25 protein-coding genes and 1 tRNA gene are annotated in these 25,823 nt (G+C 69.2%); 14 read left to right on the top strand and 12 right to left on the bottom strand.

Translation table 11 applies throughout. The features are described 5' to 3' along the window. The first annotated feature begins 62 nt into the window (after nucleotides 1-62). From galU to J1M36_RS06565, 4 genes are all read left to right on the top strand, one after another. Complete coding sequence (gene galU / locus J1M36_RS06580; protein WP_035965884.1) at nucleotides 63-971, top strand: UTP--glucose-1-phosphate uridylyltransferase GalU; 909 nt, start codon at nucleotides 63-65, stop codon at nucleotides 969-971. 13 nt (nucleotides 972-984) lie between these two features. Beyond that, nucleotides 985-1,629, top strand: a complete 645-nt coding sequence (locus tag J1M36_RS06575; RefSeq protein ID WP_144931422.1) for a GNAT family N-acetyltransferase — start codon at nucleotides 985-987, stop codon at nucleotides 1,627-1,629. A 346-nt stretch (nucleotides 1,630-1,975) separates the two neighbouring features. Continuing rightward, nucleotides 1,976-2,674 (top strand): hypothetical protein, encoded by a 699-nt coding sequence (locus J1M36_RS06570; RefSeq protein ID WP_206478943.1) that lies wholly within the window; start codon nucleotides 1,976-1,978, stop codon nucleotides 2,672-2,674. Between the two features lie 80 nt (nucleotides 2,675-2,754). Then, a complete protein-coding gene (locus J1M36_RS06565) occupies nucleotides 2,755-4,695 on the top strand; it encodes a CYTH and CHAD domain-containing protein (RefSeq protein ID WP_206478942.1) in 1,941 nt (646 codons plus the stop codon). A 187-nt stretch (nucleotides 4,696-4,882) separates the two neighbouring features. On the opposite strand, the gene J1M36_RS06560 is transcribed toward J1M36_RS06565, so the two are convergent. Both J1M36_RS06560 and J1M36_RS06555 read right to left on the bottom strand, forming a co-directional pair. Further along, nucleotides 4,883-6,661, bottom strand: a complete 1,779-nt coding sequence (locus J1M36_RS06560; protein ID WP_206478941.1) for an MDR family MFS transporter — start codon at nucleotides 6,659-6,661, stop codon at nucleotides 4,883-4,885. Beyond that, a complete protein-coding gene (locus J1M36_RS06555) occupies nucleotides 6,658-7,278 on the bottom strand; it encodes a TetR/AcrR family transcriptional regulator (RefSeq protein WP_144931415.1) in 621 nt (206 codons plus the stop codon). Before J1M36_RS06555 ends, J1M36_RS06560 begins: the two co-directional genes overlap by 4 nt. Before the next feature lie 304 nt (nucleotides 7,279-7,582). Between J1M36_RS06555 and J1M36_RS06550 the strand changes: the two genes are divergently transcribed. The 4 genes from J1M36_RS06550 to J1M36_RS06535 are packed head-to-tail and all read left to right on the top strand — an operon-like array spanning nucleotide 7,583 to nucleotide 11,322. Further along, nucleotides 7,583-8,608, top strand: coding sequence for a hypothetical protein (locus J1M36_RS06550; protein WP_342358302.1), 1,026 nt, complete (start codon nucleotides 7,583-7,585; stop codon nucleotides 8,606-8,608). Next, a complete protein-coding gene (locus J1M36_RS06545; RefSeq protein WP_342358301.1) occupies nucleotides 8,605-9,828 on the top strand; it encodes a glycosyltransferase in 1,224 nt (407 codons plus the stop codon). The genes J1M36_RS06550 and J1M36_RS06545 overlap by 4 nt, the downstream gene beginning before the upstream one ends. Next, complete coding sequence (locus J1M36_RS06540; RefSeq protein WP_206478939.1) at nucleotides 9,818-10,783, top strand: WcbI family polysaccharide biosynthesis putative acetyltransferase; 966 nt, start codon at nucleotides 9,818-9,820, stop codon at nucleotides 10,781-10,783. Before J1M36_RS06545 ends, J1M36_RS06540 begins: the two co-directional genes overlap by 11 nt. After that, complete coding sequence (locus J1M36_RS06535; RefSeq protein ID WP_206478938.1) at nucleotides 10,780-11,322, top strand: DUF3253 domain-containing protein; 543 nt, start codon at nucleotides 10,780-10,782, stop codon at nucleotides 11,320-11,322. The genes J1M36_RS06540 and J1M36_RS06535 overlap by 4 nt, the downstream gene beginning before the upstream one ends. 271 nt (nucleotides 11,323-11,593) lie before the next feature. On the opposite strand, the gene J1M36_RS06530 is transcribed toward J1M36_RS06535, so the two are convergent. The 6 genes from J1M36_RS06530 to J1M36_RS06505 form a co-directional block, all read right to left on the bottom strand. After that, nucleotides 11,594-12,823 (bottom strand): amidohydrolase family protein, encoded by a 1,230-nt coding sequence (locus J1M36_RS06530; RefSeq protein WP_206478937.1) that lies wholly within the window; start codon nucleotides 12,821-12,823, stop codon nucleotides 11,594-11,596. 34 nt (nucleotides 12,824-12,857) lie between these two features. After that, on the bottom strand, nucleotides 12,858-13,790 hold the full coding sequence (locus tag J1M36_RS06525) for a cation diffusion facilitator family transporter (protein ID WP_206478936.1): 933 nt from the start codon (nucleotides 13,788-13,790) through the stop codon (nucleotides 12,858-12,860). Further along, complete coding sequence (locus J1M36_RS06520) at nucleotides 13,790-14,218, bottom strand: helix-turn-helix transcriptional regulator (protein WP_206478935.1); 429 nt, start codon at nucleotides 14,216-14,218, stop codon at nucleotides 13,790-13,792. The genes J1M36_RS06525 and J1M36_RS06520 overlap by 1 nt, the downstream gene beginning before the upstream one ends. 389 nt (nucleotides 14,219-14,607) lie before the next feature. Then, a complete protein-coding gene (locus J1M36_RS06515; protein WP_206478934.1) occupies nucleotides 14,608-15,249 on the bottom strand; it encodes a pyroglutamyl-peptidase I in 642 nt (213 codons plus the stop codon). A gap of 27 nt (nucleotides 15,250-15,276) precedes the next feature. Next, nucleotides 15,277-15,498 carry a DUF2200 family protein gene (locus J1M36_RS06510; RefSeq protein ID WP_206478933.1) on the bottom strand — a complete coding sequence of 74 codons (222 nt, stop codon included), beginning with the start codon at nucleotides 15,496-15,498 and terminating at the stop codon, nucleotides 15,277-15,279. Between the two features lie 191 nt (nucleotides 15,499-15,689). Then, nucleotides 15,690-15,762: transfer RNA gene (locus J1M36_RS06505), tRNA-Ala, on the bottom strand. Between the two features lie 146 nt (nucleotides 15,763-15,908). Between J1M36_RS06505 and J1M36_RS06500 the strand changes: the two genes are divergently transcribed. Further along, complete coding sequence (locus J1M36_RS06500; protein ID WP_241246952.1) at nucleotides 15,909-16,676, top strand: LysR substrate-binding domain-containing protein; 768 nt, start codon at nucleotides 15,909-15,911, stop codon at nucleotides 16,674-16,676. A gap of 10 nt (nucleotides 16,677-16,686) precedes the next feature. On the opposite strand, the gene J1M36_RS06495 is transcribed toward J1M36_RS06500, so the two are convergent. Together J1M36_RS06495 and corA are read right to left on the bottom strand one after the other, a co-directional pair. Further along, a complete protein-coding gene (locus J1M36_RS06495) occupies nucleotides 16,687-17,763 on the bottom strand; it encodes a mechanosensitive ion channel family protein (protein WP_085106457.1) in 1,077 nt (358 codons plus the stop codon). A gap of 170 nt (nucleotides 17,764-17,933) precedes the next feature. Further along, nucleotides 17,934-18,971 carry a magnesium/cobalt transporter CorA gene (corA, locus tag J1M36_RS06490; protein WP_206478932.1) on the bottom strand — a complete coding sequence of 346 codons (1,038 nt, stop codon included), beginning with the start codon at nucleotides 18,969-18,971 and terminating at the stop codon, nucleotides 17,934-17,936. A gap of 120 nt (nucleotides 18,972-19,091) precedes the next feature. Here corA and J1M36_RS06485 point away from each other — a divergent pair, with 120 nt between their 5' ends. From J1M36_RS06485 to J1M36_RS06475, 3 genes are all read left to right on the top strand, one after another. Then, nucleotides 19,092-19,610, top strand: a complete 519-nt coding sequence (locus J1M36_RS06485) for an NUDIX hydrolase (protein WP_206478931.1) — start codon at nucleotides 19,092-19,094, stop codon at nucleotides 19,608-19,610. Continuing rightward, nucleotides 19,607-20,665: a glycine betaine ABC transporter substrate-binding protein gene (locus tag J1M36_RS06480; protein WP_206478930.1), complete on the top strand. Its 1,059-nt coding sequence runs from the start codon at nucleotides 19,607-19,609 to the stop codon at nucleotides 20,663-20,665. The genes J1M36_RS06485 and J1M36_RS06480 overlap by 4 nt, the downstream gene beginning before the upstream one ends. Before the next feature lie 121 nt (nucleotides 20,666-20,786). Beyond that, on the top strand, nucleotides 20,787-22,004 hold the full coding sequence (locus J1M36_RS06475) for a pyridoxal phosphate-dependent aminotransferase (RefSeq protein WP_035965927.1): 1,218 nt from the start codon (nucleotides 20,787-20,789) through the stop codon (nucleotides 22,002-22,004). A 117-nt stretch (nucleotides 22,005-22,121) separates the two neighbouring features. On the opposite strand, the gene J1M36_RS12745 is transcribed toward J1M36_RS06475, so the two are convergent. Continuing rightward, complete coding sequence (locus tag J1M36_RS12745) at nucleotides 22,122-22,403, bottom strand: exodeoxyribonuclease VII small subunit (RefSeq protein WP_342358317.1); 282 nt, start codon at nucleotides 22,401-22,403, stop codon at nucleotides 22,122-22,124. Between the two features lie 76 nt (nucleotides 22,404-22,479). Continuing rightward, entirely contained in the window at nucleotides 22,480-23,772 is a 1,293-nt protein-coding gene (gene xseA, locus J1M36_RS06465) for an exodeoxyribonuclease VII large subunit (RefSeq protein WP_206478928.1), read from the bottom strand. A 58-nt stretch (nucleotides 23,773-23,830) separates the two neighbouring features. Here xseA and J1M36_RS06460 point away from each other — a divergent pair, with 58 nt between their 5' ends. Continuing rightward, nucleotides 23,831-24,736, top strand: coding sequence for a hypothetical protein (locus J1M36_RS06460; protein ID WP_206478927.1), 906 nt, complete (start codon nucleotides 23,831-23,833; stop codon nucleotides 24,734-24,736). 4 nt (nucleotides 24,737-24,740) lie between these two features. After that, nucleotides 24,741-25,823: a 4-hydroxy-3-methylbut-2-enyl diphosphate reductase gene (locus tag J1M36_RS06455; RefSeq protein WP_064847295.1), complete on the top strand. Its 1,083-nt coding sequence runs from the start codon at nucleotides 24,741-24,743 to the stop codon at nucleotides 25,821-25,823.

Below are 25,823 nucleotides of genomic sequence, written 5' to 3'. Positions count from 1 at the left end.
TTCCCGGTATCACACGGGCGTTGGAACGCGGGCGCTCGCGTGCGGTCGTTTACCCTGATCCCATGAGTCGTGAAGAGACCAAGCGCGTACACAAGGCCGTCATCCCCGCCGCGGGGTTGGGCACCCGATTCCTGCCCGCCACCAAGGCCATGCCCAAGGAAATGCTGCCCGTGGTGGACCGCCCGGCCATCCAGTACGTGGTGCAGGAAGCCGTGGACGCCGGCCTGGACGACGTCCTCATGATCACCGGCCGCTCCAAGCGCGCCCTCGAGGACCACTTCGACCGCGTCCCCGCGCTCGAGGCGCAACTGGATGCGTCCGGCAAGAAGGCCCTGTTGGCCGAGGTCGAGCACGCATCGGACCTGGGCGAGATCCACTACCTGCGGCAACAGGACCCCAAGGGGCTGGGACACGCGGTGTTGCGTGCCAAGACCCACGTGGGCGACGACCCGTTCGCGGTGCTGCTGGGCGACGACCTGATCGACGAGAAGGAAGACCTGCTCGCCCGGATGATCCGCGTGCAGGAGCGCACCGGCGGTTCCGTGGTGGCCCTCATGGAGGTCCCCCGCGAGAACATCAGCGCGTACGGCTGCGCGGACGTCACCGCCGTCGAGGGGGAGGACTACGTCCAGGTCAACGGCCTCGTGGAGAAGCCCGCGCCGGAGGACGCCCCGTCCAACCTCGCGATCATCGGCCGCTACGTGTTGCACCCGGAGATCTTCGAGATCCTTGAGAACACGGCCCCCGGCCGCGGTGACGAGATCCAGCTCACGGATGCCATGCAGACCATCGCGGACCGCGGGGATGCTGCCCACGGCATGTACGGCGTGGTCTTCAAGGGCCGCCGCTTCGACACCGGGGACAAGCTGTCCTACCTCAAGGCGAACATCGAGCTCGCGTGCGAACGCGAGGACCTCGGTCCGGGCCTGCGCGCCTGGATCAAGGACTACGCCCGCGACCTCGAAGGCTGAGGTCCCCACCTTCGTGAACACGGCTGCAGAATGGCCGGTCACCCTTCAGTGGGCGCAGCTCGTGCTGCGCCCACTGGCCATGAGTGACCGCGGTGAATGGGACCGGGTGCGCTACCGCAATAAGCAGTGGCTCGAACCATGGGAAGCGAGCAACCCCGAGGCGGACGGCGCGGCGCCGTCGTTTCGTGGTTTCGTGCGCTCCATGACCAAGCAGGCACGGGAAGGGCAGACCCTGCCGTGGCTGATCACCGAGCAGGACCCCGGGACCCGGGGCCACGAACTCGTGGGGCAACTGACCGTCTCGGGCATCACCCTGGGGTCGTTCCGCTCCGCGACGTTGGGCTACTGGGTGGACGGCGCGCAAGCCGGGCGCGGGATCGCCCCCATGGCGGTGGCCATGGCCACCGACTATTGCTTCGAGCACCTGCGGTTGCACCGGATGGAGATCAACATCCGCCCGGAGAATGCCAAATCACTGCGGGTCGTGGAGAAGCTGGGTTTCCGGGACGAGGGGCTGCGCCCGCGGTTCCTGCACATCGCGGGTGACTGGGCGGACCACCGAAGCTTTGCGCTCACCGCGGAGGAGGTCCCGGAGGGGCTCGTTCGTCGGTTCACGGGCGAGGACCGGGGGATCACCGTCCGGCGCGCGTCTCGCTGACAGTCATGTGAAAAGGCCCCGGACGGCGTCATAACTGCATCGAATTACATTGATGTGAGCAACACGCGTTTGCGTTCCGGGGGATCACGGCGCGGTGTCCTACGCTGAGACGGTGGGATTGTCGTGGGTGAGCAGTTCGGCCGTATTGGCCATTATCATCGTGCTGTGCGTCGTGCGGTTCGCACCGCGCGTGGCTCGGCGCACGAACGCTCCTGTTCGTGCCCAGGTGGAGGCCCCAGATCTGCAGACCGGTGCCGTGATCCACAGGCAGGAGCGCGTGGGCGCGGAGTCCACTACAGTGCACACAGTAGCCTCATCACACGTCCACGAACGGGAGACGAAAGCCATGGAGACAACGGCACCCGCGCCGGGCGCGACCACAGTCCAGCGCGGTTCCCTGGCGGGGCTGCGGATCAAGTGGGACCGCACCATCATCTTCCTCACCGGGGTGTTGCTGCTCCTGGCCGCCGTGGTGAGCGCTCTCGCCGCACCGCTGACCGCCGTGTCCTGGGCCGTACCAGTGGTCCTGTTCCTGCTGGGCGCCGGGTGCGTGGCCGGTCTGCGCTACCTCGCCGTCACCGACCGTGAACAGCGCGCCGCCGCCCGTCCCGTCACCACGGACGTCGCCCCCGTGCAGTACGCGATCTTCGACAACGAGGACGAGGACCGCCAGGAAGCCGCTCAGCACGACCGCGAGCTGCACGCGTCCCTGGATCTGCCCGTGGACGGTGAACAGCCCGCCACCGGAACCGCCGAACGTCCCGCGGAACCCGTCTACACCGTCGCCGAGTTGCGCGCCGAGGCCCTCAAGGTCGCCCGCAGTGCGGCACCGGCCGCGTCGAGCGCCACCACGTGGCAGCCGGTCCCGGTGCCCAAGCCGCTCTACACGCAAGCGCCCGTGGTCGAGCGCAGCGAGCCAAAACCCCTCCGCGTGCCCGAGCGCCCGGCAGCCCGTTCAACGTCCCTCAAGGAAGCCGTGCGCGCCGGTGAGCAGGAGCCTGCGGCGCTGAACCTCGACGACGTGTTGAAGCGACGTCGGGCCTGAGAGCTCTGCAGAACATTCGTTGACAGCAACGCGCCGCGGCACCCGACCAGGGCCGCGGCGCGTTCCACACAGGGAGCACCATGGTCACCCAACAGGTCGAGATCGAACGCAAGTACGATGTTGCGGGGCAGCGCACCCCCAGGCTCAAGCTGCACAAGCTCAAGAACTTCACCGTGGGTGATCCCGTGGAGCACGAGATGAGCGCCACGTACTACGACACCGCCGATCTCGCGCTCGCGCACGCGAAGGTGGCCGTGCGGCGTCGTACGGGCGGCAGCGACGACGGCTGGCACGTCAAGTACCAGGCTGGGCAGGTGCGCGGGGAACTGCACTACGAGCCGCTGAAGACCTCGGCGCAGCGGATCCCCGCCGCGCTGCGCAAGGTCCTTACCGGCCTGACCCTGGGCGAGGAGCTCACCCCGGTCGCGACCATCAACACCCACCGCACGGTGTACCCGGTGCTCGGGGAGGACGGTCAGTACGCGGAGCTGTGCCTGGACGCGGTCAGCGCGCGCGACGAGCGCGGCCGGGTCACGCGGGAATGGTCCGAGTGCGAGGTCGAGCTCACGCGCGACGACCTCACCCAGAAGCAGGCGCGCACGGTGTTCGAGGCCGTGGAGTCCGTGCTGTACGCGGCGGGGGCGGCGCCGTCGTCCTCGGTCGCGAAGATCGCCCGCGCCCTGGGCCAGGACGGTGGCGACTCGGTGCGGGTCGTCGCCCCGGAGCACGCCGCAGAGGCCGGTGCCTCCGACGACGCCGCCCTCCCGGACCACGCCAGTTCCGGCACCGATGACGCCACGTCCTCGGACGGTGGTGTGAGCGAAACAGATGCCGCGAAGGCGTCGGCGGAATCGGAGCGGGGTTCGGCCACGAAGTCCGAGATGACGGGCGATGCGGAGACGGACAAGGGCTCCGGCAAGAAGCCGGGCAAGAAGGCCAAGGCCGAGAAGACCGGGAAGAAGTCGAAGAAGAAATCAGGGAAGTCCTCGGACAAGGACTCGCAGGCCCCCGCTGCTGCGGAGCCGGAGCCCGAAACGAAGTCCGAGCCGACCGGAGCGGACGTTCTCGCGGCGATGCTCGCCCGCCTGACCGGGGAGCTGCAGCGGTGGGACTTCGCCGTGCGGATCGACGCCCCGGACTCGGTGCACCAGTTGCGGGTGCGCTCGCGGGCGTTGCGGGCCGTACTGCAGGCCGCGCGTGGGTTCGTGACCGAGGACGTCGTCGCGGATCTTGAACAGCGCCTCAAGGGTGTTGCCAGGGTCCTGGGTGATGCCCGCGATCAAGAGGTCGCCCGTCAGCGACTCGACGTGTTGCTCGAGGCCCAGCCCTCCGGCGTGGTGACGGAACAGGCCAAGCAGGAACTGCGTGCCGCGGCCGACCAGCTCGGCGTGGTGGCGGGCCGCACCGTGCGCCGGGAACTCGACGGTGCCGCCTACCTGCAACTCGTGCGGGACCTGCGAGCGCTCGCGGCGGGCCAGGACATCACCGAGGACGCGGCGCAACTTTCGGCCAAGGACTTCGCCAAGACTGTGCTGGGTGCCGCGTTGAACCGTGTGCTCGTCTCCGCCAACGCCAAGGTCCCGGACGCCGATGTCGCGACCGACGTCAGCGACATGGCTGCCGAAGTGGGTCGACGCATCACCCTCCCGGGTCTGGACGCAATGCAGACCGCCGCGGCGTTCGACGTGGTCCACGAGACCCGCAAGGCCGCCAAGTCCGCGCGGTACGTGTCAGAGGCACTGGGGCACGCCCACGCGAAGGCGGGCAAGAAGCGGGTCCGTGCGGCCGTGGTGGCCAAGGACTACCAGGACGATCTGGGCGTGATTACGGACGCCGCCGTCATGGAGGAGTGGTTGGCCCGGGCCAGCCGGTCCTTCCAGCGCACGGACAAGGACCGCTACGCGGTGGGCCTGCTGCACGGGATGGAGTTGTCCGACCTGCGGGACGGGATGCTGGAGGCGCCGGAGATCCTCGCGGATCTGGTGGAGGACCTGTGCGAGGTACTGCCGTCGGAGGACTGACGAGCACCGCCCCGCCCCTGGGGTGGATCCCAGGGGCGGGGCGGTGCTGTCGCGCGGTTGCGGGCCCGTGAGGTCGGGCACTGCATTCGTGGCGGGGCCGTCTCGCCTCAGCGCCCGCCCGGTCAACGCGGAGCGGCTGGTCCCGGGGTGCGAACGGCGTGCATCACTCGGATCCCGGAGCGCTCTTTCAGGCCCGGTGGCGCGGCGCCGGGCGGCCACCGCGTCGGCCTCTGCGCGGCGGGCGGGCCGCGGTCTGCGTGGCTGCCGACGCCTGCGAGGTCTCCCGGGTTCGCGGGAACTCAGAGGCGGCACTGTCCGTCACGGTCCCCGGCTGACGAGGGGATTCTGCGGGGCGGTCCGAGGCGCCCACTGCCGCCTGCGCCTCGGTGGCGGTGGCCTCGACCGTGGAGATCTCGCCCGTGCTCAGGTCCACGCGGGTGGCCAGGGGCTTCTCCTCCACGAACAGCAGCAGCACGAACGCGAGCACCGCGAGCGGGATCATGAACAGGAAGATGGGCAGCAGGGCGTCGTTGTAGGACTGGATCACCGGGTCGCGGAACATGGCCGGCAGCCCGTGCACGCTCTGCGGGGTGAAGGAGTTGGCGTCCATCGCCCCGGCGGACTTGCCCGGGATCTTGGGCAGGTTCTCCGCCAGCAGGTCCTTCAGCCGGGAGATGAACAGCGAGCCCACCACGGCGGAGCCCACGGTGGCTCCCACCTGGCGGAAGAAGTTGCTGGAGGCGGTGGCGGTGCCCACGATCCGGTTGGGCACCGAGTTCTGCACGATGAGCACCAGGATCTGCATGCTCAGCCCGATGCCCGCGCCGAACACGGCGAGGAACACGCACATCCGCACGGTGGAGTCCGAGACTTCCAGGGTGGACAGCAGCCACAGGCCGATGCCCATGATCACCATGCCCACCAGGGGGAACAGCTTGTACCGGCCCGTGCGGGAGACGACCTGGCCCGAGACGATCGAGGTGATCAGCAGGGACGCCATCATGGGGGTCATGAGCAGACCGGCCTGGGTGGCGTCCACGCCCTTGACCATCTGGATGTAGGTGGGCATGTAGCCGATCGCGCCGAACATGGCCACGCCCACCGCGAGCCCGGACACGGTGGTCAGGGTGAAGTTGCGGTCCTTGAACAGGGACAGGGGGATCACGGGGCTGCTCGCGCGGGTCTCGGCGATCACGAAGGCGATGGCCCCGGCCAGGGTGGTGGCGCACAGCAGCAGGATCTGCGGGGAGTTCCAGTCGTACTGGGTCCCGCCCCACGTGCACACCAGGATCAGGCACGTGGTGGCACCAGCCAGCAGGATCATGCCCAAATAGTCGATGCGTTCGCGCTCCTCGCGGGGCCGCCGGGGCAGCTTGAGGAACACGGCCACCGCGATGATGGCCAGGATGCCGAGCGGGATGTTGAAGGAGAACGCCCAGCGCCAGCCGGGACCCTCCGTGATCCAGCCGCCCAGCAGCGGCCCGGCCACCGAGGACACGGCGAACACGGCGCCCATCACGCCCATGTACTTGCCGCGCTCACGGGCGGGGACCACGTCCGCGATGGAGGTCTGGGCGAGGATCATCAGACCACCGCCGCCCAGGCCCTGCACCACGCGGGCGGTGATGAGCCAGCTCATGGTCCCGGCCGCCGCACCCAGGGCGGAGCCCGCGATGAACAGCACGATGGCCGCGATCAGCACGGGCTTGCGGCCGAGGAGATCGGAGATGCGGCCGTAGACCGGCATCATCACGGTGGAAGCCAGGATGAAGCCGGTGATGACCCAGCTCATGTGGTCCACACCGCCCAGGTCTCCCACGATGGTGGGCAGGGCGGTGGAGAGGATGGTCTGGCTGAGGGACGCGAGCAGCATGACGACCATGAGGCTCGCGAACAGCAGTCCGAGGTGGGGTGGTTTCTCGTCCACAGGAGGGCTGGACGCAGCCCGGGTGGCGGTGGCGGTCATGAGATCTCCTTGAGAGCGGTGCGGAAGACGCCGATGGCGTGGTCGAGCGCGCGCTGGATGGCCGCGTCGTCGGGCGTGGTGGCCAGATGGGTGTTGGTACGGAACACGAACTTGATGACCGAGCCGGCCAGCAGGACGAACGCGTGGGTCGTCTCCTCCGAGCGGGGAGGGGTGTCGCGCGCGGAATGCTCGGTGACGGTGGAGACCACGAGGTTCTCCACCGCGGTGATGTGCATCCCGATGCGGCGTTTGAGTTCGGGGTGGGCGCACACCAGTTCACGACGGCGCGTGGCGAGCTCCGGGGGGCCTGTGGCGTCCCGGAGGACGTCTACGAACAGGCGCACGGTGCGAGCGAACTCGTCCCCGGCGTCAGGATCCGTATAGCGCTCGCGAGCGGCCTCGGACAGTCGCGGCGGGGTGAGCCCCAGCATCGCGTCCTCCTTGGACGAGTAGTAGTTGAAGAACGTCCTGCGGGAGACCCCGGCACGTTCGGCAATGGCTTCCACAGCGGTGTCGGCGTAATTCCCCGACGTCGCGAGCTCCAGCGCGGCGCGATGGATCTCCGCGAGGGTGCGAACACGGTGGCGTTCACGCAGGGAGAGATGGGATTCAGGCACGACGAAAATCCTATGCACGAGTGCAAAGTTGCACAAGTGCAACGAGTGCACGGGTGAAGTGAGTTCCGCCACGACGTGCGGGGTGTGACCGGCAGCCAACCCGGGTCCTTTAAGACGCATGCGATGCCCACCCGGGCCCTCTCGGACGCACCCGGTACCCGTGTATAAGAGACAGCCTGGCCGCCGCGGCAGCCGGACTGCACAACACCTGGGGCCCGAAAATGCACGGATTCTCGAATCCACGTATTGTTCCGGGACACAGATGTTGGGGCCGGATGGATGGCCGGGTCGATACAGTGGGGCGGTGACAGTTCCCCTCCTCGCCTGTGTGGGCCCGGCCCAGCACGGTGTCCGTATGCATGCCGAGGCACTCGCGCGGCACACCCCGGAAGCCCGATCGGTGTCCGGCACGGTCGACGAACTCCTGCCCGACCTGCTCCGCGACGACGCCCCCGTGCACCTGCACTTCACCGACCGCGTGTTCGGCGATTCCGCCACGGCCGCCGCGGACACGATCGCCCGGTTGGCTCGGGTCCGGCCCGTCTCGGTGACCCTGCACGACATTCCCCAGCCGTCGGACGGCCACGCCTTCGGGGCACGGCGTGCGGCCTACGAGCTCGTCACGGAACTCGCGCGCACCATTATCGTGAGCAGCGACTCGGAACGTCGCCAGCTCGAGCGGTTCGTCGCAGCCGATGTCACCGCCGTTTTCGTGGACCCGCTGCCCATCGATCCGCCGGAGCCGGGGGAGTGGGCGGCCGCGCGACGTCATCCGGCGAACGGCACTCCGAGCGTGGCGATGCTCGGCTTCCTGTATCCGGGCAAGGGCCACGACCGTGTGGTCGCGGCCCTCGAAGGTGTGCGCACCCCGGTTGACGTCGTGGCACTGGGCCGCCCCTCGGACGGTCACGACGACCTCGTCCCGGCCCTGAACGCCGCGGCCCGCGCGCTCGGGCACTCGTTCAGCGCCACGGGATTCCTGCCCGACGCCGCCCTGACCCGCGCCGCGCAAGAAGTCACGGTCCCGGTGGTCGCACCGTCCCACGTCTCGGCCTCCGGGTCGGTGGGCCGGTGGATCGCGAGCGGACGCAAACCCCTCGTGACGCCCCACCCGTTCTTCGAGGAACTCGCGGCGCGGGCCCCATGGGCGCTTACGCTCACCGATGACCTCCCGACGGCGCTGGCTCGCGCACTCAAGGATCCCGCCGCCACGTGGATCGATCCCGCCGCGTGGGATGCGACTCAGGTCCCCGGCACGGCTGCTGCCGCCGCAATGCAATGGGAGCGGATCACAGGGGATCGACTCACGCCTCGGCGAGGTGCGCTGTGAGCGCGCCGTCGATGAGCGTCGTCGTCCCGTACTTCGAGAACCAGCGCGGCCTGGATCGCCTGCTCGCCGCATTGGCGCAGCAGGACCACCCGGCAGAAGAGTTGGAGGTTGTGGTCGCCGACGACGGCTCCGCAGAGGCCCCCGCGATCCCGCCCGTCCCGTTCACGTGCACCGTGGTGCGCCAGGAGGACCTGGGCTTCCGCGCGGGGGCGGCGCGCAATCTCGGGGCGCGCACTGCGCGGGGTGATGTGCTCGTGTTCCTGGACGGGGACATGATCCCCGAGCCGGGGTTCGTCTCCGCGATGCTCACCGGGCTCACCCGTGCGGATGACGGCCACGGCGCGCTCGCGGTGGGCGCTCGCCATCACGCGGCGCTCGACGGCCTCAACGTGCCCGCCGTGCTGCGCTGGGTCGCGGGCGAGGACGTCCCCGGCGCACGTCGGCTGCAGGATCCCGTGTGGCTCGCGGACGGCTACGCCCGCACGGCGGATCTGGCGGACGCGGGGACCGAGGACTTCCGGCTCGTGATCAGCGCGCTGCTCGCGATGGACCGCGCACTTTTCGAGCGCTGCGGTGGCTTCGACGAGACCCTCGTGGGCTACGGCGGCGAGGACTGGGACCTGGCGTACCGCTGCTGGCAAGCGGGGGCGCGCTTCACCCACGTACCGGGGGCCGGGGCGTGGCACGACGGTCCCGACCTCGCCGGCCGCAGTGCCACGCGCGCGGTCAAGGACGCCGAAACTCTCGCCCTCGCCCGGCGGATCCCACTGCGCAGCACGCGCGGGTCGGGTGTCGCGTTCGGCCAACCGTGGGCGGTCGTGCAAGTGCACGGGCACGACGACGCCGCCGAGGCCTACCTCACCGCCGCCCACGTCCTGCGCGACACGGATGCTGGGGTGTGGTTCGTGGACCGCGCGGAGGTCCCGGACGCGCTCGCCGAGGACCCCCGGATCCGGATCGGTGCACCACCGCAGAACGTGCTCGACCGGGCCGTGGTCCTCGCCGATGTCCACGCGCCCCTCACACTGGACGTACCCCTGCGTCGGTGGAGCGAGCGCGGGGAGACTCATGTGCCGGGGCTGCTCACGGTGCGTTCCGTGCGTGCCGTGAACCGGGCAGAATCGAATCCGGTGGACGTGGACCCGGACGATCCGCAGGTCCCGGTCCACGCCGCGGACACCGCACGACGACTCGAGGACAGGGTGGGACATGACCACTGAACCGACGAACGACGCACACATCGCGGGCCGCCGGGTGCACTACGGGGACTTCTACGGGCTCAACGAGCTCCCCGATGTCCCGCTGTTCGCGGTGTACGGCAACTGTCAGGCCGAGTCCCTGCGCGTCCTGCTCCACGGCGCCCTGGCCGGTGAGTGGCACGGGGTGCGCCTGCCGCCCGTGCACGAGTTGACCGAGCAGGACCTGCCCCACTTGCATACCCTGCTGCCGCGGCTCTCGCTGTTCGTGACCCAGCCCGTGGCGGCCGGATACCGCGGCCTGCCCCTGGGCAACAACGACGTCCTCCCGCGCTTGGCCGACGACGCCCGGATCGTGCGCATCCCGGTGATGCGCTGGACCGCGCTCATGCCCACGCTTGCGATCGTGCGGGCCCCAGGCGTGGGGGACCCTCCCGTGGCCCCGTACCACGACCTGCGGGTGCTGACCGCCGCGGCCCGGGGTGAGTCCACGGTGGAGCTGACCAGCCCGACCCCGGAGGCAGTGTGGGCGGCACGGGAAGAGTCGCTGCGACAGCTGCGGGTGCGGCAGGACGCGCACCATGCCCTCGATGCCGCCTCGATCCTGGATGCCGCCGGCCCCAATGCGGTGCACGTGATCAATCACCCGGGTAACGGGGTGCTCACGGAGGTCGCTGCGGCGATCCTGGCGGAGGCCGGCCTCAGCGCGACCGTCCCCGATCCCGGGCGGGTGCTGCTGGGCGGGATCCGCGCACCGATCTACGCGAGCACGCTCGAAGTCCTCGGTCACGATCCCGACGACTTGATCGGGGGTCCGCACGACGACTGGATCATCCACGGGGAACACATCCCGGAACAGGACATCGCGGCCGAACACCTGCGCTGGTACGCCCAGAACCCTTCCGTGGTCACGGCCGGTCTGGCGCGCCACGAACAACTCATCTCCCGCCTGGGACTGGATGGGGGGCTGCGCCGATGAGCCCGGAAAAGAAGGACGCGGCGACCGCGGCGTCGTCGGGCCCCGAACGCACTGCGGACGGGCACCACATCGTGGTCAACGGGCGCACATGGCGCGCCACGGACCCGTGCATCCCTGAGAAGTTCCGGGAGGAACTCGTCCGCGAACTCATGAGCGCCCGGCGAGCCGTGAAGTCCAAGGACGAACACGCGCGCGAGCGGGTCCAGGACGCGAAGGTCGCGCTGGGGGAGCGAGGTGACCCGTGGTGGGAGACCCCCTCGGAGTCCGGACTGCGGGAACGGCGTGCGGCCACGATCCGTGCGCTGCTGCGGCACCGAGCGGGCACGACGATCTGCCCGTCCGACGTCGCCCGAACCCTGGGCGGGGACGAATGGCGGGACGACATGCCCGGGGTGCGGGCGGTGGCCCGGGAACTGGCGGACGCGGGGGAGATCACGGTGCAGCAAAAAGGTGAGACAGTGGACATCACCACAGCCCGTGGCCCGGTCCGGCTCGCGCCAGGACCGGAACTCACGGGGATGCCGGCGGACGGGGACTGAGACCGCCCGCCCGGACCGAGGAGGCCGCGTGACGTTCCTGGACGACGCGACATCACTGCGGCCCGACCTGCACACCGCTGGTCTCGTGGGCGCGGCCACACTGCTGAGCGCTCGCCGGGACGACCTGTAGGGCCACGTCGTGTTCATGTTCCAGCCCGGCGAGGAGGGACACGGCGGAGCGGCGCCCAGGCCGCGGCCCTCGCCGAACTCGCGTGGGAGCGTCTGGCGCGCGCCTGATGTTCCTGCCGGGGGCCGGGGCGGTGCGCCCCGCTCAGCGCACCCGTTCCCCGGCCTGCCACACCCCGCGGACCCGGCCGCGCAGTTGCGTGACGCCCTCGCGGTGGAGATCACCCTGGAGTAGGACCAGATCCGCCGTGGCGCCACGCTCGAGGTTGCCCAGGCATGGTTCCTCGATGAGCTGCGCGGCCGTGGATGTCGCGGCACGCAACGCGTGCACCGTGGACATCCCGTTGGCCGCCATGAGCTCGATCTCCTCGAGGTTCTCGCCGTGGGCTCCCACGCCCGCATCCGTGCCCATGGCGATCTTCACGCCAGCGTCGTGGGCCTTGGCCACGGACGCGCTGTGGGCTTGCGCCACGCGGCGGGCCTTCTCGACCACGCCCGGGGGCATGGGTACGCCCGCCTCGTGGGCCGTGATCACCGCGAGCGGGGCCTGCAGCGTGGGGACCAGGAAGGCGTCGTTCTCCAGGAGCAGCTCGATGGCCTCGTCGTCCAGGAAGATCCCGTGTTCCACGGATCGTGCTCCGGCGCGCAGGGCGTTCTTGATCCCGGGGGCACCCTGCGCGTGGGACATCACGTAGGCACCCTGTGCGCGGGCCTCGGCCACGATGACCTCGATCTCGTCCGGGCCGAACTGCGAGTGCTGCGGATCGTCGTCGGGGGACAACACACCGCCCGTGGAGCAGATCTTGATCTGGTCTGCACCGGCCCGCAGGATCTCGCGGGCCTTGCGCCGCACGCCGTCGGGACCGTCGGCCACGCCGTCGGGGCGGCCGGTGTGCGGCGCGAGCATGGGTGAGCACGCACCCGAGAGCAACCAGCTGTCCCCGTGGCCCCCGGTCTGGGACATGATGCTCACCGAGAGTTTCACGCGTGGTCCGCGGACCAGCCCGGTGGCCAGGGAATGCTTGAGGCCGGCGTCCGCACCGCCGGCATCGCGCACGGTGGTCACACCGGCGTCGAGCGTGCGGCGCATGTTGTCCACCGAGCGGTAGAACTGCGTGGAGAACGGTTCCGCGAAACCCGCGAGGGACCCCGCGTTGCTCACGGTCAGGTGTACGTGGCAGTCGATGAACCCCGGGGTGAGCGTGTGTCCCGAGCCGTTCACCGTGCGCGTGTCCTGCGAGGCCTGGATCTCACCGCGCGAGGCCACCCGCTCGATGCGTCCCTCGCGCGCCAGGACGTCCCTGGTCCCGGAGTGGAAGTCCGTGCCGTCGAAGACGACGACGTCCGTGAACAGCGTGCTGGTGGGTTCCCTCATGGTGTCCTCCCGGGGTGTGGGCGTTGCGGCGGAGTCAGGCGTGCAAAACCTCGTGGGATTCCGAATCGCGAATGTCCGCCGTTTCGATCTGGAACGTGGAGTGGTGTACCGACACGTCGAAGTGTTCCGCGACACACGTCTTCACGTCCCGGAGCAAGTCTGCCGCATGCCCATCCCGGAAGCATTCGTCCTCCACGACCACGTGCGCGCTGATGGTGGGAAGGCCCGTGGCGACCGTGGAGGCGTGAACGTCGTGCACGTCCACCACGTGGTGCAGGGCCATGATGTGCTCGCGGAACAGGTCCAGATCCAGGCCGCGCGGCGTGAACTCCATGAGCACCGCTGCGGTCTCGCGCATGATCCGCACGGCGCGGGGAAGGATGAGCGCGGCGATGAACAGTGCCGCCACGGTGTCCGCGCGCTGGAACCCGGTGGTCGCGATCACCACGGCGGCCACGATGACGCCCAGCGAGCCCAGGGCGTCGTTGACGACCTCCAGGAACGCGGCACGCATGTTGAAGTTGCTCTCCCGACTCGAGGACAGCACCAGGATGGCCACTACGTTGCACGCCAACCCCGCGGCGCCGAAGACCAACAGCTCCGTGGGCGGTACCTCGCGCGGTTCCACGAGCCGCCGGACACCCTCCACAGCGGCGAAGATCCCCACGCCCAGCAGGAGGGTGGCCTGGCCGAGGGCCGCGATCACCTCCACGCGCCGGAAGCCCCACGTGTGCTTGGAACTGGCCGGGCGCGTCATCAGGTGCGCCGCGACGAGCGCTACGAGCAGCCCGATCGCATCCGTCAAGGCGTGGACGGTGTCGGTCAGCAGGGCCAAGCTCCCCGTGATTACCGCCCCCGCCGCCTGGGCCACGACCATCCCCGCGGTCAACCCGAAGGCCACCCGCAGTCGCCCCGGGTGTCCCGTGGCCCCAGTGTGGGTGTGACCGTGTACGTGTCCGGCGCCCATTACTCGGCCTCCCATCCCGACGACGACGCCGCCCCGCCCCACACTGCAGCGGTTCCGGTGGCGGGTCCCTGCGGGGGATGACGTAAGTGAGCGCACAGCACCGCGTCGGTGCCGGTGGCATGCAGGATGTGTTCCGCGGCAGCGATCAGGGCCGCGAGTTCATGCGAGTGGGTGAGGGAATACCACGTGGCACGCCCCTCCGGCCGCGCCTGGATCAGGTGGCACTCCACGAGGAAGCTCAGGTGTTTGCTCACCGTGGACTGGGCCAGGCCCATGTGCTCCACGAGGTCCCGGACCCGGTGTTCCCCCGAGGCCAGGTGCTGCACCACGGCCAGCCGGGTCGGTTCACTCAGCGCCTGGAACAGGTGCGCGTACGCCGCGGTGGCTCGTGCATTCAACGTGGGGAGCTCACTTACTTCAATCGCCATAGAGCGATGATATCGCTGCACACCGCATGCGGGAAAGCGTGGGACGATGTGTCGCCCTGGCCGCCGGGAACGACGCCCACCTCGCGAGCCTGCCCTGCGTCGTCGAGCTCCAGAATCCTGGCTGAGTCGCGCTCGCTGACCAGGGGAGTGCCCCCGTGGAAGGCAACGGACCACGGCGCGTCCAAGTTTTCGGTCACGGTCCGGGGCTCACCCAACGACGACGCCGCCGCGACCGTTTCGCTCGGGCCGGCTCGGACGTCCGGCCGCCGTTGCACGAGGTCAGAAGGAAAAGGCCGGACACAAGGAACGCGGTGGCTGCGGGACGTGATGTGGAAACCATGCTGAGGTCCTTTCGGGGCCGTGGCGTGGATCCGGCCTACCGGGGCTGTTCAGGCCGGCTGCGATCCTGACTCGAGTGCGACGGCGTGGACAGCGGCCGCCAGTGCATGTGCGAGGTCATCGAAACTCAGCGCTGAATCCGCGGGGGCGTGATCCGGGTCGGTCTCGGCACCGATCCCCGCTGATCCTCTGGACCTGACCGCGGGTACGTGGATGAACGCGGCGGGCAGATCCGTGCGGTGCAGCGCGGTCCAGAAGACGGCGTTGCACAGGAAAGCGCCTGCGTCGTCGGAGACCTCGGCCGGGATGCCCGCGTCCCGGACGGCATGGGCGAGCGCGGAAGGGTCAATGCGGGACTCGAGGCGCTCGGGACCCTCGGCGAGGGGAGCGGCGTCGCGGACCTCGCCGTTGTTGTCCGGGATGCGCCCGTGCCCCAGGTTCCTGGCCCACCGCTCAGGGGTGATGGCCGTTCGGCCGCCCGCTTCACCCACGGCCACGACGGCGTCGGGCCGGTGTTCCTCGACGGCCCGCAGCAGCGCGGGACCCGCGCCGGACCACCTGACGGGGAGGATCGCCGTGGCGATGCGTACGCCGTCGCTCGGCGCGAACTCGCGGAGCATGTCGACGGCGACGCCGCTCGCGTTCTCCGTCTCTCCACCGAAGGGCTCGAAGCCGGTCACGAGGATCTTCATGGGCTCACAGTATCCGCGCGCGGCGGGTCAGCCTCGGAGGATCTTCTCCATGGCAGGGGCGTCGGTGAAGAAGGTCTGGAAATCGACGTCGTTGTCGAGCTGGCTCCGCAGCTGCTCGGGGGAGCATCCGGTGAGCCAGCAGATGATCTGGTCCACCTCGTCCTTGGTGCGGCTCTTCTTCCCCGCCTTGGTCACGTAGTGCGGGTACACGCTGGCGACGCTCGTCGTGTAGCTGCGGTGCTGGGGCATGGGGCCCTTCTGCCGGGGGCAATGGGTGGCGATGCACGTGTGTCCCGAAAAAACATGTCCTTGGCGAATCGCATGTCTTAACGGGGCACAGATGTTCGCGACGGTCCGGGGGTCGCGCTCCCGACTCCATCGATCGGGAGCGCGGACAGCAAAGATCCCGTGCCCTTCCGGACACGGGATCTGAGAAAATGTGGAGCTTAGGGGAATCGAACCCCTGACCTTTTCATTGCGAACGAAACGCTCTACCAACTGAGCTAAAGCCCCGAACAACAGGGAACACTCTAGCCCTCCGCGTCGGTTTTCGCACATCCGCGCGCCACGAAGCCGTACGTATCGCCCGGATGGGCCTGCACGCCCAGCTCGGACAGGCCCGGACATGGCGCACGCACGGGTGCACTTAGGGTGGGAGCATGACCGCAGCGGACACCCCGACACCCCCCTCTGAGCCCGCGGAGCCGGGCGCGTTCACCGTGGGGTACGTCCCCGGTGTCATGCCCGGCAAGTGGTTCGGCCGGTGGCGCGAGCGCAGGATGCACCCCGAGCTGCGGGACGTCCTGGTCCCGGCCGCGGAATGGCGCTCGGCGCTCCACGACGCCGCCGTCATTGCGTGCTTCGTCCGGCTCGGCTGGGCGCCGGGGGATCCCTCGCTCGAGGACCTGCGGGTCACCCACAACGCGGTGCACCTATACGACGAGCTGCAGGTGGCGGTGCTGAGCACCGACGACCTCCTGACCGTCCTCGACTCCCTCACCCTGGCGCAGCTCACCGAGGAGTCCACCCCGCAAGCGCACGGCGATATCGACGACGCCGCCATGGCCGTCGAACTCGCCGCCGCCGGCGTGGGTCCCGTGGTGCTGCCGATGTCCGTGGCGCGCCTGCATGCCCGCAAGGATGTGACCTTTAGAGAACTCACGGACGCCCCCACCGTTCCCGTGGTCCTCGTGTGGCCTCGCGGCCTGGATGACGAGGGCGAGGACACGGTGCAGCGGTTCGTGGGGATCGTGCGTGGCCGTAAGGAGTCCAGTGGCAGGGAAGCGCCGCGAGACGGCGGCCGCACCAAGGATGGGGCCCGTGACAGGGACAGGCGAGCGGCGTCATCGGCGGGGAAGCGTAGCGCAGCGAAGCCGGGACGCGGGCGGCCTTCCCGGGGTGGGGGAGTCCGCCGGAAGCGGAGCTGACGGCCCGCGCTCAGCCGTCCCCGCGGCGTTCCGCGGACGTGGTTCCCTCGCCGGACTCGTCGCGGCTGGGGGTGCGGCCGTCCGGGGTGTGGCTGTCCACGTCCACGGGTTCGGGGCGCACCGGGGTGGTGCGCAGCTTGCCGGTCGTAGGCACACGCGGCACGGGGAAGGACGTGGTGGGTGCTTCTCCCTGTGTCTCGGGCTCGGCCCCCGTGCGCACTGTGACCTGGTTGGTCAGCGGGATGCGCAGCCCGTCCCGGTCGAGCATTTTTTTGATCCGCACCCGCATCACGCGGGCCACGTCCCACTGCTCGAGGGGAGCGGTCTTGACGGCCAACCGGATCGTGATGCTCTCACCCGAGATGTTCTCCACACCCCACACCTCGGGGTCCGCGACGATGCTGGGACCCACGTCCGGATCGTCACGCACGAGCCGGGCTTCGTGTTCGATCATGTCCGCGATCAGGTCGATGTTGGTGTCGTAGGGGACGGGGATGTCCAGGACACAGCGGGCCCAGCCCTGGGACTGATTGCCCACGCGCAGGATCTCGCCATTGCGCACGTGCCACAGGGTGCCCTTCACGTCCCGGACCTGGGTCACGCGCAACCCCACGTTCTCCACGGTGCCCACGGCCTCACCGAGATCCACGGAGTCACCGATGCCCAATTGGTCCTCCGCGACCATGAAGATCCCGGAGAGGTAGTCCTTGACCAGGGACTGCGCACCGAAGGACAGCGCCACGCCCGCGATGCCCGCGGAGGCGAGCACCGGCCCGATGTTGTACCCGAGTTCCGAGATGATCATGAGGATCGCGATCGCCCACACCGCCACGGTGGACACGGACGAGAGCACCGCCCCGATGGTCCTGGCCCGCAGGCTCTGGCGTTCGGATGCCAGCCCCGCGTCCTGCACCCAGCGGGCCTGGCCGTGGTCGAAGCGCTTGATGATCCGCGATTGGGTGCCGCGTGCAATCCCCCGGGTGATCTTGCGGATCAGCAGGCGCACGAGCGCGGAGACCACCACGGCGCCCAGCAACACGAGCACCACGCGGAACGGTTTGTCGAGCCAGAATTCCCAGTTGTCCATCCCCGCCAGGGTAATGGCCCGGGATGCGTGCCCGCTCAACGCGGAGCGGGAGCGGCCTCCGAGAGGGCCGCCGGACGACGTCGCCCGCGGACGTCACCCGCCGACGTCGCCCCCGGACCGTCCCACCGTGCGGCCCGTCCGCGCCCCAGCGAACCGACGCGTTGCGCGCGTCACAACCAGTTCTTGACCTTGAATACCGCGTAGAGCACCACGGCCACGAGCAGCATGAGGCCCAGGGACATGGGGTAACCCAGGCGCCAGTCGAGCTCGGGCATGTGGGTGAAGTTCATGCCGTAGATCGAGCCCACGATGGACGGCGCGAAGAGGATCGCCGCCCACGAGGAGATCTTCTTCATCTGTTCGTTCTGCTGCATGGCGGCCTCGTTCTGCCGCGCCGTGGTGAGGGTGGAATCCACGCTCATGGCATCGGTGAGCGAGGCCCGCATGGATTCGAGCTTCCCGCTGACCTGGATCACGTGATCCAGCACGTCCCGCAACCGGTGCTGCAGTTCCTCGTGCGTACCGTACTTGGTGAAGCCCGTGAAGTAACGCTGCATCACGTGGCTGAGCGGGGCCACCCCGCGGTGGAAGTCGTTGATCTCCCGGGCGAGCTCGTAGATCCGCTGCGAGACGTTCGGCTGCCCGGCGAACAGGGCGTCCTCGATCTCGTCGATGTCGTTCTCGAGACCGTCGAGCACGGGGAAGTAGTCGTCCACGATCTGGTCCAGCAACGCGTACAGCACGCCGTCCGGACCGAAGCACAACAGCTCCCGGTCCTCCTCGACCCGCTTACGAACCCGCCCCACGCCGCTGGACTCGGAGTGACGGATGGTGATCACGAAATGGGGTCCGGTGAAGATGTGGATCTCACCGATCTCCACGGTCTCGGTCGCGTCCTGGTAGACCGCCGGGCGGATCACGGTGAACAGCGTCTCGCCGTAGCGTTCCATCTTGGGGCGCTGGTGCGCCTGGACGGTGTCCTCGACGGCGAGCTCGTGCAGGTGGAAGTGCTCGGCGAGCGAGCGGACCTCGTCCGGTTCGGGCCGGTACAGCCCGATCCACGCCACGACCGCGTCCCCGCTCTCGGACGCGGAGGGCTCCCCGGGATGCTCCAGCATCCGCTGCAGCAGGTCGTACGTCTCCTCGAGGGACCGGGGCGACTCGACCCTGCGCCCGTTGCGGTAAATGGCGTTCTCCACGATGCTCACCCGGACATTATGGGCCCCGCCCGCGCGTCGCACCGACCGCACCCTGCCGTGCCCGCACCGCCCCGGGGAAACCGGTCCGCTGTCAGGGGTCACCCGGAACGCGTCAGTAGACTGGCGCTCATGAGCAAGCCGTTCGATTCCCGCGTGGGCGCCTATGCCCTGATCACCCGCGACGAGCACGTGCTGTTGACGCACTGGAACCCCCGCCACCCGGGGTTCGACGGCGCGTGGACCCTTCCCGGCGGCGGCATGGAACCGGGGGAGCAGCCGGAGCAGACCATGATCCGGGAGGTCTTCGAGGAGACCGGTTTCCACGTGGAATCGGATGGCCTGGTGGGCGTGCACAGCTACTGGATGACCCCCGAGCAGCGCCTGGACGGTCAGCCCCGTGGCAATCACGCGTGCCGCGTCCTGTACACCGCCCACGTCACGGGCGGTGACCTGGCGGTCGAGCAGAATGGTTCGTCCGACGACGCCGCGTGGTTCCCGATCGCACGCATCGACTCCCTCAAGCGCCTGGACCTCGTGGACCAGGGCCTGCGACTCTCCGGGCTCACGAGCGCCGTTGCGGACCCGGACACCCCACCCGAGGACATCCCCGAGCAGGACGTGGCCACCGAGCCCGGCCGGGACCGGTGAGTCACGGGGTGCGGCTGCGCGCCGTCGCCGCGCTCGCGAGCGGCGCCCTCCTGCTGAACGCGTGCGGCGCGGGTGGCGGGACCGGCGGGCCGGACACGGAGACGGCGAGCCAGGCGTCGCCGTCGAACGCCACGGGGGAGCCCACCGTGAAGATTGCGACCGGCGTGGACCTGCAGACCCGCGTGCTGGCGCACCTGTATCAACAGCAGCTGGCCGCGGACGGGATCACCGCGAGCGTGGTGGACGTGGGGACCACGCGCGAACAGATCGTGGACGCCCTGCAGGCCGGCCACGCGACCATGGTCCCCGACTTCACCGGGGATCTGTACGTGTACACGCGGCAGAACGAGCGGCCTGCCTCGCCGCAACCGAGTGTGAGCCCGTCGTCCACGCGTTCCCCCGCCCCGGACACGGGCGCCCCGCGCGGGCTGCTGGACTCGCTCGGGCAGTTGCTCGGCATCACGGGGGAGACCGGGCCGTCCGACGACGACGTGTACCGCGCCCTGCCTGGGGCACTGCCGCGCGGGCTGACCGTGCTCGATTCGTCGTCCGCGCAACGTACGGACCGCGTGGTGGTCACGGCCGCGACGAACGCGCAGTACAACCTGGGGGGCCTGAACACGATCGGGGAGCACTGCCCCGAGATGGCCGTGGGGATGGCCCGTGGCTACGCAGACAGCGCCCAGGGGGAACGCGGGCTGAAGGCGTATTACGACTGTGCGCCCAAGGCCGTGCCGGAGTTCGCTACCACCGGCGAGCTCGTGAATGCGCTGCTGAGCCACGAGGTGCAGGCCGCGGTGCTGCGTTCCTCCGAACCCGCGATCGACGACGACGGGCTCGTGGAACTGGACGACCCGAACCGACTGTTTCGCCCGGAGCGCGCGGTGGTGCTCAGCTCCGAGGGCATGGACGACCGGGCGGTGGCGTCGGCGAACGCGGTCTCGGCAGATCTCACGTCGGAGGACCTGACGACCATCACCCGGCTCGCGGGCGGGTCCGGTCCCGCGATGAGTCCCGAACAGACGGCGACGTTCCTACGCGAGCAGCCGCGCTGACGTGATCCGAGAAGTGCTGACGTGCGACGGGAGGCAGCGAGCGACGTCGTGGGCCCTTGAGCTGCGGAGCACCGCCGCGTGCCGACCGAATCGGGATGGGGGCGCCGAGTATGGTGACCCCATGGCTAAGGTGAAACAGTCCGACAAACTGAAGAACGTCCTCTACGACATCCGCGGGCCCGTGCTCGAGCAGGCGGAGAAGATGGAGGCCGCGGGTCAGCGCATCCTGCGCCTGAACATCGGCAACCCCGCACCCTTCGGCTTCGAGGCACCGGACGCCATCCTGGTGGACATGATCAAGAACCTGCCGAACGCGCAGGGCTACTCGGACTCCCGGGGCATCTACTCCGCACGCACCGCGGTGGTGCAGTACTACCAGACGCGCGGGATCATGAACCTGGACACAGACGACGTCTACCTGGGCAACGGTGTTTCCGAGCTGATCACCATGACCCTGCAGGCACTGTGTAATCCGGGCGACGAGATCCTCATCCCCTCACCGGACTACCCCCTGTGGACGGCGTCGGTGGCGCTGTCCGGCGGCACGCCCGTGCATTACACGTGCGACGAGGAGAACGGGTGGAACCCGGACCTCGAGGACATGGAATCCAAGATCACCTCGCGCACCAAGGGCATCGTGATCATCAACCCCAACAACCCCACGGGTGCGGTCTACTCACGCGAGACCCTGCAGAAGATCGTGGACCTGGCCAAGGAACACGAGCTCATCCTGTTCTCGGACGAGATCTACGAGAAGATCACCTACGACGACGCCGAGATGATCAACACCGCGTCCCTCACCGGTGAGGACGTGCTGTGCCTGACGTTCTCGGGGCTGTCCAAGGCCTACCGGGTGGCCGGCTACCGCTCCGGGTGGCTCGCGATCACCGGGCCGAACTGGCGCGCGGAGTCCTACCTGGAGGGCATCAAGTTGCTCGCCAACATGCGCATGTGCGCGAACGTGCCCGCTCAGCACGCGATCCAGACGGCGCTGGGTGGATACCAGTCGATCAACGACCTCATCCTCCCCGGCGGGCGGCTCAAGGCCCAGCGGGACATCGCCCACCGCAAGCTCAACGAGATCGACGGCGTCACGTGCGAGCAGGCCCGCGGTGCGCTCTACCTCTTCCCCAAGCTGGACGTGGAGAAGTTCGGGATCGTGGACGACGAGCGTTTCGCCCTGGACCTGCTCAAGGAACAGAAGATCCTGCTCAGCCACGGCACCGCGTTCAACTGGGGCAAGCCGGACCACTTCCGTCTGGTCACGCTGCCCGCGGTGGACATGCTGGACACCGCGCTGGATCGACTCGGCGAGTTCCTCTCCGGGTACCACCAGTAGCCGGTTCCTGACCCCGACCGCGGTCCGGGCGACGTCTCACCACGGGGTGACGTGGCCGGGCCGCTCCCGGGGTTTACCGGTGACCGGACTCCACTGCGTCCGTCCGCCGACGGCGCGTCAGTCCTCCGACGCCGCCTGCTCCCGGTTCTCCTCGCGCCGGGCGCGGGCGGCGTCGAGGCGTTCGCGGGCGCCGTCGAGCCACTGCTCGCAGCGGGTGGCCAGTGCCTCGCCCCGTTCCCACAGGTGGAGGGACTCCTCCAGCGTGGTGCCCCCGGCTTCGAGCCGGGCCACGGTCTCCACGAGCTGCTCGCGGGCCTGTTCGTAGCTCAGACCGTCCACGTCCGAGAGATCGGGGCGGGTTCCGGCCGAGCCGCCGAGGCGGGAATCGTCCTGTCCGATGCTGTGCTGCTCGCTGCTGTTCTGCTGTGCCACGGTGTGTCCTTCCGGTGGGGTCGAGGAGATCGAAGGGCGGGGTTCAGTGGTCCCCGGGCTGGCGGTTGGTGCGGGAGGTGACATTCACCCCGAGTTCCCCGGCGGCCAGGCGCACGGTGAGGTCCTGCCCCTCGGAGACGTCGCGCGCATCGGTGAGGACCGAACCGTCCGGGGTCTGCACGACCGCGTAACCGCGATCCAATGTCTGCTGCGGGGACAGAGCACGCACGCGGGCGCGCATCTGGGCCACCGTGTCCTGCGCTCGCACGGTCTGGGCGTTCACCGCGGACCACGCGCGCGAACGCCAGCGATCCAGGTCCTCCTCACGGACCAGGATCATGGAGTCCGGTTGGGCCAGGGAGGGCCGGGACCGCATGGTCTCGAGTCCCTGGTGTTCGCGCTCGATCATGGTGGCCACCGCACGGTCCAGGGCTCCGCGCGCCTGGGCAATGCGAAGGCGTTCCTCGTGCACGTCCGGGACGATGCGTTTGCCCGCGTCCGTGGGGGTGGAGGCGCGCAGGTCCGCGACGTAATCCAGCAGCGGTTGGTCGTTCTCGTGGCCGATCGCGCTGACGACCGGCGTGTGGGCGGCGAACACCGCGCGCAGCACGGATTCGTCACTGAACGATAACAGGTCCTCGAACGCGCCCCCGCCGCGGGCGATCACGATCACGTCCACGGCTTCCATGGCGTCGAGTTCCGCGAGGGCTTGGACCACGGCGCGCGCTGAACCGGCTCCCTGGACCGGAACCTCGCGGATCTCGAATTGCACACCCGGCCACCGGTTGGTGGCGTTGCGCACCACGTCCTTCTCGGCATCGGAATTGCGCCCGGTGATCAACCCGACCCGGTGGGGCAGCACCGGAAGGGGTTTCTTGTGGGCGGGATCGAACAGACCCTCTTCCGCGAGCGCTCGCCGCAATCGTTCGAGGCGTTCCAGGAGGTCCCCCAGACCCACGGGGCGGATGTCCCGCCCGATCATGGACAGCCGCCCGGTCTTGACGTACAGATCCGCCTTGAGGTTAACGATCACCCGGGAGCCCCGTTCGAGGGGGCGCTCCAACCGGGACATCTCCGCCTTGAACATGGTGACGCTGACCGAGACCTCGTCGTGGAGGTCGCGCAGCGTCACGTAGGAGACGCGGGCGCGATGGTTGACCTCGATCACCTGACCCTCGACCCAGGCCGCAGGTGTGCGTTCGATCCACCCATGCAGCCCGTACGACAGCTTGCTGAGCGGCCACGGATTCTCCGGGGTGGTGTCCCGCGCCAACCGCGGCGTCTCGGCGGGGCGTCCCGGTGCGCCGGTGTCTTCGCTCGGGGGCCACGTACTCATGGGACATAAGTATCACCCGACGGGGACACGCACAGCCGGTTCTCCGTACATTGGAGTCGTGAGCTCATCTCCGTCATCCCGTCCCGCGGCGCTGCTGCGCAGCCTGTGCGCCGCCCTGTGCGCGATCCTGGCCGGTGCGGGGTTCGCCGCGTGGCTGGGGCTGACATGGATCCAGGACCATCTGCTCTCGCCCTCGGGGTTCCAGGACACCGCGGCGGCCGTGGTCACCGAGACGACCTTCCAGGACGAACTCGTGCGCACCGTCCTGGACCGCGCGACGTTCACCGCCCTGAGCGACGTCGAGGTCGGGATCGAACCCGTGGACCAGACCATCGAGCGGGTCCGGGAAACGGCGGTCACCGCCGCACAGTCCTGGCTCACCGCCCCCGAGCAACAGGGGACGTGGATCCAGGTCCTGCAGGACACCCACGACGCGAACGTACCCCTGAGCGCCGATTCCGCGGACGCGCCCGAACACCTCGTGGTGGACGCCACCGCGTTGGGCGCCGCCGTGGATCACCAGGTCGAGGACGTCATCGGGATCTCCCCGGGGATCGCCCGCAACGATCTGACCATGACGGTCCCCGGTGCCGAGACCGGTCGCGTGCTGGACGCCCTGGTGTGGCTCGCCCAATGGCGGTATGCGCTGCCGTGGCTCGTGGCGCTGCTCGCAGTGCTCGCCGTGGTGGTCAGCCCGCGGCGGTGGCTCGCGATCGCCGGGGTGGGCCTGGCCGGTGTGCTGTTCACCGGTGTCCTACTCGCCATGGTGCTGTGGGCCGCGAGCTCCGTGGTGGACGCGTCCGGTGTGGAACCCGTGGCGCACCTGGTCACGGAACAGATCATCACTCTGCTGCGAGAATCCTTCGTGGGACGCAGCGTCACGGGCATGATCGGTGCCGCGTGCGTGGCCCTGGTGGGTGTGATCGGCGCCGTGGTGCGCTCCCGTATGGTCACTTACCATTAAGGACATGTCCACTGTGGTTGACCTGTCCATGCCCACCGTTCCCCGGGTTCGTCGCACCCCCCAGGAAATTGCCGACGCCGCTCCGGTCACCGGAGAGCGCAAGGTCCTGTTGGCCGCGCCGCGCGGATACTGCGCGGGCGTGGATCGCGCGGTGATCGCCGTGGAGAAGGCGCTCGAGCACTACGGTGCCCCGGTGTACGTGCGCAAGGAGATCGTGCACAACAAGCACGTGGTCCAGACCCTCGAGGAGCGCGGTGCGATCTTCGTGGAGGAGACGGACGAGGTGCCCGAGGGCTCCCTGCTGGTGTTCTCCGCCCACGGGGTGTCTCCGGCCGTGGTGCAGTCCGCCCACGACCGCAACCTCCACACCATCGACGCCACGTGCCCGCTCGTGACCAAGGTGCACCGCGAGGCCGTGCGCTTCGCCAAGAGCGACTACGAGATCCTGCTCATCGGCCACGTGGGCCACGAAGAGGTCGAGGGCACGTTCGGGGAGGCCCCCGAACACATCCAGATCGTGAACTCCCCGGAGGACGTGGACAGCATCGAGGTCCAGGACCCGGACAAACTCGTGTGGCTGTCCCAGACCACGTTGAGCGTGGACGAGACCATGGAGACCGTGAACCGGTTGCGTGCCCGGTTCCCCAACATGATCGATCCCCCCAGCGACGACATCTGCTACGCGACCTCCAACCGCCAGGCGGCGATCAAGGAGATCGCCCCGCAAGCGGACCTGGTGATCGTGGTGGGCTCGGCCAACTCGTCGAACTCCGTGCGCCTCAAGGAGGTGGCCCTCGAGTACGGGGCCCGGCGCGCCGAACGCGTGGACTTCGCCCATCAGGTGGACGAGTCCTGGTTCGAGGGTGTCGCAACCGTCGGCGTGACCTCCGGTGCTTCGGTTCCCGAGGTCCTCGTGCGCCAGGTCCTGGATCTGCTCGCGGAGTACGGCTACGGGTCCGTGGAGGAAGTGGAGACCGCCCAGGAGGACATCCTGTTCTCCCTGCCCAAGGAACTGCGCGCCAAGCTGGCCCAGGACGGGGACACGTCCCGTCGGCTGGGCGGCCGCGGGGCCAAGCCCACCCGCTGA

This window comes from Kocuria sp. KRD140 (assembly GCF_017168375.1).
GTDB lineage: Bacteria > Actinomycetota > Actinomycetes > Actinomycetales > Micrococcaceae > Kocuria > Kocuria marina.
Note: the sequence above shows the minus strand (reverse complement) of the source record. Positions and strands in the feature narration are given on the sequence as shown.